At 65.0% G+C, this 14719-nt stretch carries 8 protein-coding genes; 5 read left to right on the top strand and 3 right to left on the bottom strand.

Annotation, left to right across the window (positions count from 1 at the left end; all coding sequences use genetic code 11):
- The first annotated feature begins 75 nt into the window (after positions 1 to 75).
- From HV742_RS02655 to HV742_RS02635, 5 genes are all read left to right on the top strand, one after another.
- Positions 76 to 2706: a TonB-dependent receptor plug domain-containing protein gene (locus HV742_RS02655; protein WP_175144406.1), complete on the top strand. Its 2631-nt coding sequence runs from the start codon at positions 76 to 78 to the stop codon at positions 2704 to 2706.
- Between the two features lie 140 nt (positions 2707 to 2846).
- Entirely contained in the window at positions 2847 to 5483 is a 2637-nt protein-coding gene (locus tag HV742_RS02650; protein WP_175144405.1) for a TonB-dependent receptor plug domain-containing protein, read from the top strand.
- A 101-nt stretch (positions 5484 to 5584) separates the two neighbouring features.
- On the top strand, positions 5585 to 8206 hold the full coding sequence (locus HV742_RS02645) for a TonB-dependent receptor (protein ID WP_175144404.1): 2622 nt from the start codon (positions 5585 to 5587) through the stop codon (positions 8204 to 8206).
- Between the two features lie 127 nt (positions 8207 to 8333).
- A complete protein-coding gene (locus HV742_RS02640; protein ID WP_175144403.1) occupies positions 8334 to 8996 on the top strand; it encodes a hypothetical protein in 663 nt (220 codons plus the stop codon).
- A gap of 185 nt (positions 8997 to 9181) precedes the next feature.
- Entirely contained in the window at positions 9182 to 10579 is a 1398-nt protein-coding gene (locus HV742_RS02635; RefSeq protein ID WP_175144402.1) for a cytochrome-c peroxidase, read from the top strand.
- A 201-nt stretch (positions 10580 to 10780) separates the two neighbouring features.
- On the opposite strand, the gene HV742_RS02630 is transcribed toward HV742_RS02635, so the two are convergent.
- From HV742_RS02630 to HV742_RS02620, 3 genes are read right to left on the bottom strand one after another with little or no spacing between them, the layout of a single operon-like run.
- Complete coding sequence (locus HV742_RS02630) at positions 10781 to 11086, bottom strand: chorismate mutase (protein ID WP_049073145.1); 306 nt, start codon at positions 11084 to 11086, stop codon at positions 10781 to 10783.
- A gap of 5 nt (positions 11087 to 11091) precedes the next feature.
- Complete coding sequence (locus HV742_RS02625; protein WP_175144401.1) at positions 11092 to 13383, bottom strand: UvrD-helicase domain-containing protein; 2292 nt, start codon at positions 13381 to 13383, stop codon at positions 11092 to 11094.
- On the bottom strand, positions 13380 to 14588 hold the full coding sequence (locus HV742_RS02620; RefSeq protein ID WP_049073143.1) for a DesA family fatty acid desaturase: 1209 nt from the start codon (positions 14586 to 14588) through the stop codon (positions 13380 to 13382). Before HV742_RS02620 ends, HV742_RS02625 begins: the two co-directional genes overlap by 4 nt.
- Between the last annotated feature and the right edge of the window lie 131 nt (positions 14589 to 14719).

The following is a 14719-nucleotide window of genomic DNA, read 5'->3' as shown; positions in this document are numbered from 1 at the left end:
CATCTATTTTGCAATGAGGAGTTGCGTCCTACGCGGCGTCCTACGGCTGACATCAACACAGCGTAGGACGTTTTCATGCCTTTCCCTCTTGACCGCAAACGCCGGCCCAGCGCCTCGGCCGTTCTTCTTTGCGTCATGCTGGTCGTTACCGCCCCCGTCGCCGCCCAGCCGCCCGCGCGCGCCATCGCGTATGACATTCCGTCCCAGGCGCTGGGCGACGCCCTGCTCGCGCTCGGCCGCCAATCGGGCCTGGAGATCTCGTTCCCGCCGGCCGCCGTGGCGGGCAAGGTGTCGCCCGCGCTGCGGGGCGAATATTCCGCCCTGCTGGCGCTGGACCGCCTGCTGGCCGGTTCCGGCCTGGCGCTGCGCGCCGACGGCCCGGGCCGCTACATCGTCTTCATCGACAAGACCCATCCCTTCTCCACCTCGCGGCTGGAGCCGGTGCGGGTCTACGGCGAGCAGGCCGGCGAACGCATCTACAGCCAGGAAGAGATCGCAGAAACGCCGTCGTCCAACCGCGACCTGAGCACCCTGGTCGCCAGCCACCCCGCGGTGCGCACCAATCCGGGCGCCAGCGGCTCGCAGAACCGCGGCTCGCTCAACGTCGAGGACATCTCCTTCCACGGTTCCAGCCCCTACCAGAACCTGTTCCAGATCGATGGCATTGACGCCACCAACCGCGTCGACCCAGCCAGCAAGAACCTGAACCTGCAGGTCGGCAACGTGCCCAGCAATCCGCAGTCGTACTTCATCGACACCAGTCTGCTGGAAGCCGTGCGCGTGTACGACAGCTTCGTGCCGGTCGAATATGGCCGCTTCACCGGTGGCGTGGTGGATGCGCGGCTGCGCCGCTTTTCCGGCGAGAACCACTTTACGTTCGACTACCGCTGGAACACCTCGAAGATGACGCGGCAGCAGGTGTCCGAGGGCGAGGAGAACAGCTGGGCACAGGGCCAGCCGGGCTATTCCCCTGAATGGAAGAAGCGCTTCTACTCGGCCGTGGGCGATTTCGCCTTCAACGACAAAGCCGGCGTGGTGCTGGCCATGTCGCGCCGCGAATCCGACATCACGCGCTGGAACATGGGCGTGGACGACAAAGGCCAGCCGCAGCAAGGCCAGGACACCTACCGCGACCGCGTCGACAACTTCCTGGGCAAGTTCAGCGTGCGCGCCAGCGCCGACACCACCGCCGACCTGACGCTCAAATACAGCGACCGCAGTGAAACCCTGTCCAGCTACCTGTTCCGCGACACGCACTGGGACAACAACCACGGCGCCTACGGCCTGAGCGGCAACCTGGACCACCTGTTCCAGGGCGGCCGCGTCTCGCTGCAGGCCGGCTGGGACCACGCCACCAGCGATCGCCAATCCGTCGGTGACGAACTGGTGACCTATCAACCCTACAGGCTGCCGCAATACACCGCGGGCGGCTTCGGCAAGGAGCAGACGCGGCAGGACACCTGGACCCTCAAGGGCCGCGTCGATCTCGATCCGGTGCGCACCGGCATCTTCACCCACAGCGTGTACGCGGGCGCCGACCTGCAGCAGATCGACGCCGGCTTCAAGCGCTTCCAGGATTCGTATTCGTTCCGCCGCGCCTACAACAACAAGGGCACCTACCAGGACTTCAGCAAGGTCCACTACCTGCCCGGCACGGTCAACGTGAAATACAACATGGCCAGCGTGTACCTGTCCGACCGCATCGAGTGGCAACGGCTGGCGCTGGATGCGGGCGTGCGCTACGACCGCGAGACCTTCCTGGGCAACACCAACCTGTCGCCGCGCACGCGCCTGGAATGGGATGTGCTGGGCTCGGGCGACACGCTGCTGAGCGCGGGCTGGTCGCGCTACTACGGCAGCGAGGTGCTGGAAACCGCGCTGGAAGCCGAGCGCAGCCGGCTGCGCCGGCAGGTGCTCGACAGCAAGGGCAAGCCCGTGGCCGACGGCGGCAAGGAATACTTCGTGGACTACCGCGGCCTGCGCATGCCCTACGACGACGAATGGGCGGTGTCGCTGCGCCAGCGCATGGCGGGCATCGAGGGCCTGCTCAGCTACGTGCACCGCAATGGCCGCGACCAATGGACCAAGAGCGGCACGCAGGCCACGGGCTACACCTACAACAACGACGGCTTTTCCACCACCGACGGCGTCAGCCTGACGCTGCGCACGCTGGAACCCTGGCGCCTGGGTCCGACGCGCTGGAACATGCAGGCATCGTGGAGCTGGCAGAAGCGCAAGACCAACGGCGACCTGGTCACGGGCTATACCGCCGAGGCGCGCGACCCTGACGACCGCGTGATCTACAACGGCTCGGAGATCCGCGCCATCGACCTGCCGCCCAGCACCTTCTACCAGCCCCAGGTCGCTACGCTCACGCTGATCGGCGCCTACCCGCGCGCCGGCCTGACCTGGAGCAACAAGCTGAACTGGCGCAGCAAGCGCGACGCCACCATCTACGTCGGTGTCGGTCCGCGGCCGGAATACCTGGACCGTTACGAGTCCGGCGAACTGCCGTCGTACTGGACCTGGGACACCAAGCTGGCATGGCAGCCGACCTTCGCGCGCAACCTGGAATTCACGGTGGAAGTGCTGAACCTGCTGAACCGCATGCCGGCGGTCACGGCCAGCAATCCCAACCTGAAGGCCAATCGCAGCACGTTCCAGTCGGGACGCGAACTGTGGCTGCAGGTGGGGTATCGGTTCTGAAGCGGGCCTGACATGGGGCGCAGGCGTTCATCCGGTCTGACTTCGACGCGTCGCATGGCTTACCGGCCGGTTTGACGCTGAGGTTCCCCGTCGATCGCCGCGTCCTATGGCTGGTTTCCAATCAGCCATAGGACGCTCGCATGCCTCTCTCATTCAACGGCCGTTTCCGCGCCAACGCGTCGGCCGCGATCTTCTGCGCCACGCTGGCCATGGCCGCCCCCGCTCTGGCCCAGTCGCCCGACCGCACCTTCGCCTACGACATTCCAGCGCAACCGCTGGGCAACGCCTTGCTGGAACTGGGTCGCCTGTCTGGCCTGCAGATCTCGTTTCCGCCGGCCGCCGTGGCCAATAAGCTCTCGTCCGCCCTGCGGGGCGAAACCTCGGCGCTGGCGGCGCTGAACCAGTTGCTGGCCGGCTCCGGCCTGGCGCTGCGCGCCGACGGGCCGGGACGCTACATCGTCTTCGAGGACAAGGCCAATCCGTTCTCGGCATCGCGGCTTGAGCCGGTACGCGTCTACGGCGAGCAGATTGGCGGGCGCCTCTATAGCCGCGAGGAGATCGCGGAAACGCCGTCGTCCAACCGGGACCTGAGCACGTTGGTGGCGACGCATCCGGCGGTCCGCACCGACCCCGGCGCGGCGGGTTCGAAGAATCGGGGATCGCTGGACGTCGAGGAAATTTCATTCCATGGCGCCAGCCCCTACCAGAATCTGTTCCAGATCGATGGCATGGACGCCACCAATCGCGTAGACCCGGCTAGCAAGAATCCGAACCTGGTCGTCAACAACGTGCCCAGCAATTCGCAGTCCTACTTCGTCGACACCAGTCTGCTGGAATCGGTGCAAGTGCATGACAGCTTCGTGCCTGTGGAATACGGTCACTTCACTGGCGGCGTGGTGGATGCAAAATTGCGCCGGTTCTCCGGGCAGAACCATATGAAGCTGGACTACCGTTGGAACAGCTCCAACATGACCCAACAGCGCACGGCGCATGGCGATGAACAAAAGTGGTCACAGGGCCACTTCGACTATTCACCCAAGTGGAAGAAGAACTTCTATTCGGCGATGGGCGATGTCGCATTCAGCGAAAAGGCCGGCATGGTATTGGCATTGTCTCGTCGCCAATCCGACATCACGCGGGCAGCCATGGGCGTTGACGACAAGGGTCAACCGGAGTTGCGCGAGGGAACCTACAGCAACCAGATCGATAACCTTCTGGGCAAATTCAGTGTGCGTCCCGCCCCAGGCACCGTCGCCGACCTGACGCTGAAATACAGCGAGTATCGCCAGGCCCTGGCCGACGCCTATTTCCGCGACACCACCTGGGACAATTATCACAGTGGACGGGGCGTCGACGGCAAACTGGAGCATCGGTTCCAGGGCGGGCGCTTTTCTCTGCAAGCGGGATGGGATCGCGCCACCAGCCACCGGCAGTCGGTTCGTGAAGAGTTTGTTTCCTATTTCACTCCGCCGATCAAAAAGGTCCAGTACGCGGTGGTGGGCTTTGGCAAGGAGCAGACGCTGCAGGACACCGGCGTTCTCAAGGGCCGCATTGACCTGGATCCGCTACGCACTGGCATGTTTGCCCACACCGTCTACGCGGGTTCAGAGCTGCGGCAGACCCACGCTCGATTCAAGCGATTTCAGGATGCCTATGCGTACCGCCGCAGCCAGTTCGCCGATGGCACTGTCGAAGACAGCAATAGAACCCACTACCTGCCCGGGACGGCCGAGGTAAAGCATCACACTGCCAGCCTGTATCTGTCGGACCGCATCGAATGGCAACGACTGGCCCTGGATGCCGGGCTGCGCTACGACCGTGACAGTTTTCTTGGGAACAACAATCTGGCGCCCCGCACGCGCCTGGATTGGGACATGTTCGGAACGGACAACACCGTGCTGAGCATGGGATGGTCACGCTACTACGGCGCACAGATACTGGGCATCGCCATGGAGGCGGAGCGCGCGCGCCTGAAACTACACGAGACGGACAAGAATGGAAACCCGATCGCGGATGGCCGCAAGCCGTATACGGTGGAATACAAGGGGCTACGCACGCCGTATGACGACGAATGGGCGATATCGCTGCGCCAACGAGTGGCGGGTCTGGAGGGCGCGCTGAACTATGTGCATCGCAACGGGCGGGACCAGTGGACAAACGTCAACGTCAACGCCAACGCTTCCCGATACAACAGTGATGGTCATTCCACGACCGACGGCATCAACATGACCGTGCGTACGCTTCATCCGATTGCCCTGGGAAGGACCCGCTGGACCATGCGCGCCACCTGGGGCTGGCAGCGGCGTCGGGCCAATACCGAGTTGGCCAAGGGTTATAACGACCACGCGGGGGATCCTGATGAACAGGTGCTCTATAACAACGCACAGATTCGCGCCTTCGACCTGCCAACCAATTCGTTCTTCCAACCGCAAGTCGCCACCTTGACCCTGACCGGAGCCTACCCGGGCGCGGGCCTCACGTGGAGCAATCAATTCAACTGGCGCAGTGCGCGCGACGCGATTTTCTATGCAGGCAAAGGACCGGCTCCCGACTTTCTCAACAGCTATACATCGGAGAAGTTGCCATCCTACTGGACCTGGGACACCAAGTTGAAATGGCAGCCCACGTTCGCACGCAACCTGGAACTGACGATCGAAGTTCTGAACCTGCTCAATCGCACGCCTGCGGTCACGGGCAACAGACCCAAACTCACGGCGGACCACCGTATCTATCAATCCGGACGCGAGCTCTGGTTGCAGGTCGGCTATCGCTTTTGACGAAATCGGACAATATGACCGACCGATCGTTGCTTCGCCGCTGAGGTCCTGGCAGGCTTGCGGCGTCCCACTGCCGACATCCACGGAACCCGGGACGCCTCATGCCACGCCATTTGCCCCCCACACGCACATCCGCGCTTCTTTTCTGCGCCTTGCTGGCCCTCGCCGCTCCCGTGACGGCCCAACCGCTTACCGACACCATCCGCCTCTGCATCCCCTCCCTGCCGCTGGGTGACGCGCTGGTCGAACTGGGACGCCAATCCGGGCTGGAAATCTCGTTCCCGCCCAAAGCGGTGGCGAACAAGACGTCGCCGGTCGTGCGGGGCCGGTTTCCAGCCCGGCTGGCGCTCGACCAGATGCTGGAAGGCTCGGGCCTGGCGCTGCGCGCGGACGGCGAAAACCGCTACATCATCTACGTCGACAAGCCGGACCCGGCCAGCACCTCGCGGCTGGAACCCGTGCGCGTCTATGGCGATCAGGTCGGCGAGCGCCTCTACGACCAGGAAGAGATCGCCGCCACGCCATCGTCCAACCGCGACCTGAGCACGCTGGTGGCCAACCACCCGGCGGTGCGCACCAACCCGGGCGCGGCCGGCTCGCGGAATCGCGGCTCGCTTGATGTCGAGGACATTTCGTTCCACGGCGCCAGTCCCTACCAGAACCTGTTCCAGATCGATGGCATCGACGCCACCAATCGCGTCGACCCGGCCAACAAGCGGCTGGCCCAGGCGGGGGGCAACGTGCCCAGCAATCCGCAGTCGTACTTCATCGACACCAGTCTGCTGCAAGCCGTGCAAGTGCGCGACAGTTTCATCCCGGTCGAGTACGGGCGTTTCAACGGCGGCGTCGTCGATGCGCGGCTGCGACGCTTTTCCGGCGAGAGCCACCTGAAGTTCGATTACCGCTGGAATACGTCGAACATGACCCAACAGCGCGTCTCGCCCGGCCAGGAGAACAAATGGACCCAAGGAGAACCCGGCTTCACGCCGCGATGGAAAAAACGCTTCTATTCGGCCGTGGCCGACATCGCCGTCAACGACAAGGCCGGCCTGGTGTTGGCCATGTCGCACCGGCAGTCCAGGATCGAACGCTGGATCATGAGCGTGGACGACAAGGGCAAGCCCCTGCGCACGCCCAACATCTATGGCGATCGCATCGACAATTTCCTGGGAAAATTCAGCGTGCATGCCAGCGCCGACACGGTGGCCGACATGACGCTCAAATACAGTGACCGCAGAGAAACGCTGGCCAGCAACCTGTTCCGCGACACGCACTGGGACAACAACCATGGCGCCTATGGCGTCAGCGGCAACCTGGAACACCACCTCGGCGCGGGGCGCCTGACGCTGCAAGCCGGCTGGGACCACGCCATGAGCAACCGCCGCTCGATGAGCCGCGAATGGGTTACGACGCGCCCCTACGGGTTGCCGTCGTATTTCAAGGGCGGCTTCGGCCGCGAGCAGAAGCAGCAGGACACCGTGGCGCTCAAGAGCCGTATCGATCTCGATCCGCTGCACACCGAAGCATTCACGCACAACCTGTACGCGGGGATCGACGTGCAACAGATCGACGCGGCCTTCAAGCGCCCGCAGCTGTCCACGGCCTACACGCGCACTTACCGCAGCGCGGACACCTATGTCGATACCAATTTGTCGCTGTGGCGGCCGGGGAATGTGCGCGCACGTTCGCGCACAGCCGCCCTGTACCTTTCCGACCGCATCGAATGGCGGCGCCTTGCGCTGGATGCCGGGCTGCGTTATGACCGCGAGAGCCTGTTCCGCAGCAACAACGTGGCGCCGCGCACGCGCCTGGATTGGGACTTGTTCGGTTCGGGCGACACCTTGCTGAGCGGCGGCTGGTCGCGCTACTACGGCGGTCCGGTCCTGGAAACCGCGCTCGAGGCCAGGCGCCTGAGGTTGTTGAAACGCGTAACGAACTTCGAGGGCAAGCCGGTACCCGCGGACGAGCAGGATTTCTCGGTCGACTACAGCGGCCTGCGCATGCCGTATGACGACGAATGGGCGCTGGCGCTGCGACAGCGCGTGGCGGGATTGGAGGGCTCGCTGAGCTATGTGCGCCGCAACGGCCGGCAGCAGTGGATCAAGACCGGCAAGATCAATACGGGCTTCAAGTACCGCAACGGCGGCGGCTCCACCACCGACGCCGTCAGCCTGACATTGCACACGCTGGAACCCTGGCATGCCGGCCCCACCCGCTGGACCATGCAAGCTTCGTGGAGCTGGCAGAAGCGCAAGACCAACACCGATCTGGTCACGGGCTATGGCGGCGACGCCCGCGCCCCCGACGAACGGGTGATCTACAACGGCTCGGAGATCCGTGTCATCGACCTGCCGCCCAGGAGTTTCTGCCAGCCCCAGGTGGCCACCCTCGCGCTCACCGGCACCTACCCCAAGGCCGGGCTGGCCTGGAGCAACATGCTGAACTGGCGCGGCAAGCGCGACGGCGTCATGTATGTCGGCAAAGGTCCCGCGCCGTACCTGCTGGACAGCTACAAGTCGGGCGGCCTGCCGTCCTATTGGACCTGGGACACGCAGCTCACCTGGCAGCCGACCTTCCTGCCGCACCTGGAACTGACGGTGGAAATCCTGAACCTGCTCAACCGCATGCCCGCGATTGTCGCAAGCAATCCCAACCTGGCGGCCGACAACAGCACCTATCAGTCGGGGCGCGAACTCTGGATGCAGGTCGGCTACCGCTTCTGACGACAAATCAGACCATGCGCCATGGAGCGCCGCGGCCTTCGTCCCTAACATGCGCCGTGGCCATCACGACCACGGCGCGGGTTCTCCATCGGGACGCCAGTCGCGCCGTCACGCAGGAGCTATTTGCATGGCATTGAGCCGATCCCAGACCGAAATCAAAGCCGCCATCGCGGACCACGGCCGGCAGCGCGGCTTCAGCCCCCCGACCATCCAGATCGCGGCGGACATTGCCTACATCGAATCGGCGTTCGGCGCCTCGCCGCGGTGCGCCGACGCCAGTTCAAGCGCATCGGGCCTGTTCCAGTACACGGACGAGGCCTGGTACGCGCATCATCAAGCCGTGGGCGAAAAGGACGCCCCGGGCAGCCAGATCGCCGCCTTCTACACCGACCTGGCGACCTACGCGGCCTGGTACCACAGTCCCGCCTCCAATCGCCATATCCCCGACGACATGCCGCTGGGGGAATTCGTCTTCGTCATGCACCACGGCGGGCGGGGCGGACCGGTCTTGTTCAAGGAAACCGCGCGCGATCTCTATCGCAAGCATGTCACCGACGATACCCGGTTGCTGACCGCCACCCATCCCGCCCCCCGCCCCGGCGCGCTCGTACTCGACGCCGAGACTTACACCGGCTATCCGGTGGCGGGTGACAGCGCGGGATGCATCAAGATCGGCCCGAACGGCCTGGCGTATATCGACTACATCCTGGAACCCCTGCTGTCGCGAGCGGAACGGCGCGGCATCGTCGAGCGGGATCCCGCCGGGGCATTCCGCCTTCTTGGCAAATGAGGGACCGGCAAGGCAAAGCCAGCCACGACGCGGCGCCAATCAAAAGGCGCCTGGCACGGGTCATCGGCCCTCATGCGCCAATCAAAAAATCGATATCCATATAAATTATTCATCGATTGCGTGCTGAGGTATTGCAATCGTCGCAGCGTCCTACGCCTGACACCAACGCGACACGGAACGTATCGATGCCCCTGCGTGGCAAATCCCGGCTCCGGCAGAACGCCCTGGCCGCCTTCCTGCATGCCATTCCGCTGGCCCTCGTGCTCGCCACCCCGTCCACCGCTTCTGGCCAGCAGCGCGCCGCCACGCCATCCGGCATCGCGCCCAACGCCGCCGCTTGCCACGACCCGGCGGGCTGGAACATCGCCTGCCTGCGCGCGCGCTATTCCGGACCCGCGGCCGGTTGGCCCGCGCCCACCATCGACGCCGGCGTGCAGTGGCATGAATGGGCGCCGGTCCCGCCCGTCGCCGACCCGCCGATGCAATGGACCGCCGCCAACCCCGGCCAGGCCGAACTGGCCGCCGACGTGGCGCGGCCGCCAGTCGTGGCGCTGGGTCAGATGCTGTTCTTCGATACCCGCCTGTCGCGCAAGGGCCAAATCTCCTGTGCCTCCTGCCACCAACCGCAGCGCGCCTTCACGGACGGCCTGCCGCTCGCGGTGGGCGAGGACAAGCTGATGGGCCGGCGCCGCTCCACGCCGCTGTATGCCGCGCCGTTCGCGCCACGGCTGTTCTGGGATGGCCGCGCGGCCAGCCTGAAGGAGCAGGTGATGGGACCGCTACATGATCCACGGGAAATGAACCACGACGCCGCCGGGGCGGTGGCGCGGCTGCGGGAGACCGACATATATCCCGCGCGCTTCCTGGACGCGTTCGGCGGCGCGACGGCGGCGTCTTCTCCAGCGACTGGATCGGCTTCATCAACAGTTGCGCCGGCTTCATCAGCGGCTGGCTCAACGGCATCGGCATCGGCATCGGCATCGGCATCGGCATCGGCATCGGCATCGGCATCGGCGGCAATGATACCGACAGCTCAAGCGCCTGCGGCATCGACCACGGCATCCGCCATCGACGCCGACCGCCTGGCGCGCGCACTGGCCGCCTACGTGGCGTCGCTGCGCCCCGAGAAGACGCGCTTCGATGAATTCCTGGCTGGCCGCGCCGATGCGCTGGACGATAACGAACTACTGGGCCTGCATCTGTTCCGCACGCAGGCGCGCTGCATGAACTGCCACAATGGCCCGTTGCTCACCGACCATCAGTTCCACAACATCGGCCTGTCGTTCTACGGCCGCCGCAACCAGGACCTGGGACGCTACGAGGCCACCCGCGATCCCGCCGACCTGGGCAGGTTCCGCACGCCGAGCCTGCGCAACGTGGCGCAAGCCGGCCCATGGATGCACAACGGCCTGTTCCCGGACCTGCGCGGGCTGCTGCGGATGTACAACGCTGGCATGGGCCGCGACGCGCCGCCGGCCGATCCTCCCGACCCGTACGCGCCGCGCAAGTCGGAACATATCAAGCCGCTCGACCTGAGCCCGGCCGAGATCGACGCGCTGCTGGCGTTCCTGAAGACCCTATAGCGGACGCCACCCGCTCCGCGTCGCAGGAATCACTTTCTGCCCGACAACTGAATCAGATTGGGCGCAGGGCGCTTTTTCGTCGAGGCGCGGCGCGGCCTCCCACGCCGCGAAAAAAAGAATGGCCGCGGCTGGAGCCGCGGCCATGGGACTGCCGTTGCGCATGGCGACGGCGGCCAAGCAGGCCACCGGCCCCCCCACGCATCACGAGTAGGGGCGCTCGCGCAACCGGGTGTGGTGATCGACCACCGTGTCGATCACTTCGCGCAGGATGGTTTCGGCCAGGGCCGGCGGCACGCCGGCCTCTTCGGCCAGGCGCCGGATGCGCTGGACCTGCTGGTCTTCGCGCACCGGATCCACCAGGTCCATGTCGTTGGCTTGCTTGAGCTCGCCGATCATGTCCGTGCAGCGAAAACGCACGCCCAGCAGCAGGATGATCTGCTGGTCGATCTCGTCGACTTCGGCGCGCAGCGCTGCCAGTTCGGCTTTCGGGGAGTCTTGATTGGCCATGTCTATCAACCTTGAACGATATCCAGCTTGGCGATGCCGAGAGCCAGCGTCTTGGAACCGACATCGCGGAAATGGATTTCCGCCTGCGCGTCCTGCCCCGCGCCGCTCAGGCTGACGATGGTGCCGTCGCCGAAGCGCGCGTGGTGCACGCCCTGTCCCACACGATACTGCTTGTCGCCCACCGTGACGCCGGAGGCCGTGCCGCGCGGTTGACGCGGCGCAATGGTGTTGGTGGGCTTGCGGCCGAAGGCGTCGCCGCGATTGCCGTTCCAGCCGCCGCCGGCGCTGAGCGACGGCGTCAGGCCGGCCTTGGGCGACAGCCACTTCAGGTGCTGCTCGGGGATTTCGTCGAGAAAGCGCGAACGCATGGCGTAGCGCGTCTGGCCATGCAGCATGCGGCTTTGCGCCAGGCTGATGTACAGGCGCTGGCGCGCGCGGGTGATCGCCACGTACATGAGGCGGCGCTCTTCTTCCAGGCCGGATTGCTCCAGGATGCTGTTCTCGTGCGGGAACAGGCCTTCCTCCAGGCCGGTGATGAAGACGGCGTCGAACTCCAGGCCCTTGGCCGCGTGCACGGTCATGAGCTGCACGGCGTCCTGGCCCTGCTGCGCCTGGTTGTCGCCGGCTTCGAGCGCGGCGTGCGACAGGAAGGCCGCCAGCGGCGTCAGGCCGTCGGACACCACTGGCGCGGCGTCGACCACGCCAGGCATCAAGGTGCTGGAGGTATCCTGGTCGGGCACCACGCCAGCGGGCATGCCGTCGTAGTTTTCCTCGGACGCGAACACCGCCGCGGCGGTGATCAGTTCGTTCAGGTTTTCGAGGCGCTCGGCGCCTTCGCGCTCGGCCTTGTAGTGCGCGTTCAGGCCGCTGGCCTCGAGCATGTGCTCGACCATTTCGGGCAGCGGCAGATCGCGCGTCTCCTCGATCAGGCGATGGATCAACTGCGCGAACTGGGCCAGGTTGGAGCCGCCCTTGCCCGCCACCAGCGCCACCGCCGAGTACAGGCTGGAATCATGCGCGCGGGCCGCGTCGGCCAGTTGTTCCAGCGTGCGCGCGCCGATTCCGCGCGTGGGGAAATTCACCACCCGCATCCACGATGTGTCGTCGTGCGGGTTGGCCATCAGGCGCAGGTAGGCGAGCGCGTGCTTGATTTCCTGGCGCTCGAAAAAGCGCAGGCCGCCGTAGACCTTGTAGGGAATGCCGGCCGAGAAGATGGCGTGTTCGATCACGCGCGACTGCGCGTTGCTGCGATAGAGCACGGCGATCTCGCGGCGCAGGCTGCCTTCGTGGATCAGCGAACGGATCTCGTCGACGATCCATTGCGCTTCCATGCCGTCCGAGGGCTGTTCGATGACGCGCACCGGTTCGCCTTCGCCCTGGTCGGTCCAGAGGTTCTTGCCCAGGCGGCCGCTGTTGTGGCCGATGAGCGCGTTGGCCGAATCCAGGATGTGGCCGTACGAGCGGTAGTTCTGCTCCAGGCGGATGACGGTGCCGTGCGCGTAGTCGCGCTCGAAGTCGGACATGTTGCCGACGTTGGCGCCGCGGAACGCGTAGATGGACTGATCGTCGTCGCCCACGGCGAAGATCGCCGCGCCGCCGCCAGCCAGCAGCCGCAGCCACTTGTACTGCAGCGTGTTGGTGTCCTGGAACTCGTCGACCAGGATGTGGCGGAAACGGCGCTGGTAGTGCTCGCGCACCGGCACGTTGCGCGACAGCAGTTCGTAGGCGCGCAGCAGCAGCTCGGCGAAGTCGACCACGCCTTCGCGCTGGCACTGGGCTTCGTAGAGCTGGTAGATCTCGATCAGGCGGCGGCGGTGCGCGTCATAGGCTTCGACGTCGGCGGGGCGCAGGCCCTCTTCCTTGGCGCCGTTGATGAAGCGCTGCACGTCGCGCGGCGGGTATTTTTCGTCGTCGACGCCGTTGGCCTTCATCAGCCGCTTGATGGCGGCGAGCTGGTCGGTGACGTCGAGGATCTGGAAGGTCTGCGGCAGGCCGGCGTCGCGATGATGCGCGCGCAGCATGCGGTTGCACAGGCCGTGGAAGGTGCCGATCCAGAGGCCGCGCGTATCGATCGGCAGGATGGCCGACATACGCGCCAGCATCTCGCGGGCGGCCTTGTTGGTGAACGTGACGGCCAGCAGCCCAAAAGGCGAGGCCTGGCCGGTTTGAATCAGCCAGGCCATGCGGGTGGTGAGCACCCGGGTCTTGCCGCTGCCCGCCCCGGCCAGGACCAGGGCGTGCTGCGGTTCTAACGTTACTGCGGCGCGTTGTTCAGGATTGAGCTTCTCTAGCATCATGCCGCGTAGCGGCGCAGACGTTGAGCGAATTGCTCGAGCCCGGCGATGCCGCTTTGCTGGGCGCGCTGGCACCAGGCCTGCAGGTCATGGAGGAGCTGTTCGCTGCTGGCGCTGGAGCTTTCCCAGATGCGGCCGAGTTCGCGGCGCATCTGCACCAGCGTCGACAGCGACTTGTTCTGGGCAATGGCCTTGTCCACGGCTTCGAGCTGTTCCGGCTGGAGGATGTCCTCGTTGCGGTGGATGGCGCGGCGCACCTTGTGCAGCTTGGTCCACCCGCAATCGGCGTTGCCGTCCTGGCGCGAGGCCTTCAGCTTGGCGAGTTCCTCGCGGGCGGCGCTCTTGATCACGTCCGCGTAGCGGGCCATGACTTCGTAGCGGTGCGTGATCACGCCCTGCAGCGTGCGCAGGTCGATGCCGGTCTTGGAATCATCCAGCTTGAGCTTGGGCGCGACCTTCTTGATCTTGGCCAGGCCCAGGAACTTCAGGATGTTGATGTAGCACCAGCCGATGTCGAACTCGTACCACTTGGCCGAGAACTTGGCCGACGTGCCGTGGGCGTGGTGGTTGTTGTGCAGCTCTTCGCCGCCGATCACGATGCCCCACGGGAACACGTTGGTGCTGGTGTCCGGGCTGTTGTAGTTGCGGTAGCCCCAGTAGTGGCCGATGCCGTTGACGACGCCGGCCGCCCAGAAGGGGATCCAGGCCATCTGCACCGCCCAGACCGTGACGCCGATCGCGCCGAACAGGGCGATGTCGATGGCGAGCATGGTCAGCACGCCCCACAGGCTGTGCTTGCTGTAGACGTTGCGTTCGAGCCAGTCGTCAGGCGTGCCGTGGCCGAACTTGGCCATGGTTTCCTTGTTGTTGGATTCTTCGCGGTAGAGCTCGGCGCCGCGGAACAGCACCTTCCAGATGCCGAACAGGATGGGCGAGTGGGGATCGCCTTCCTTTTCGCACTTGGCGTGGTGCTTGCGGTGGATGGCAACCCATTCCTTGGTGACCATGCCGGTCGTCATCCAGAGCCAGAAGCGGAAGAAGTGCATGACGGCCGGATGCAGATCCAGGCCCCGGTGCGCCTGGCTGCGGTGCAGGAAGACGGTGACGGACACAATGGTGATGTGCGTCATGACCAGGGTGAAAACGACGATCTGCCACCAAGTGGCTTGGGTCAGACCGCCGGCAATGAAGGAGAGGATGTAATCCATAAAGCTGTAATGAGCCTCGCTTGAAGAGTACCTAAAGTTTAGCTTACCTTTGCCGCGTTATGACAACGGAGTTTCAAAATAGTTTTTGAGGGAAATCAAGGACTAAGCCCTGCTTTTGACCTGTTTTTGAC

The organism is Achromobacter ruhlandii, assembly GCF_902859695.1.
Taxonomy (GTDB): Bacteria; Pseudomonadota; Gammaproteobacteria; order Burkholderiales; family Burkholderiaceae_B; genus Achromobacter; species Achromobacter ruhlandii.
The sequence above is the reverse complement of the archived record's forward strand: the minus strand, read 5'-3'. Positions and strand labels throughout refer to the sequence as shown.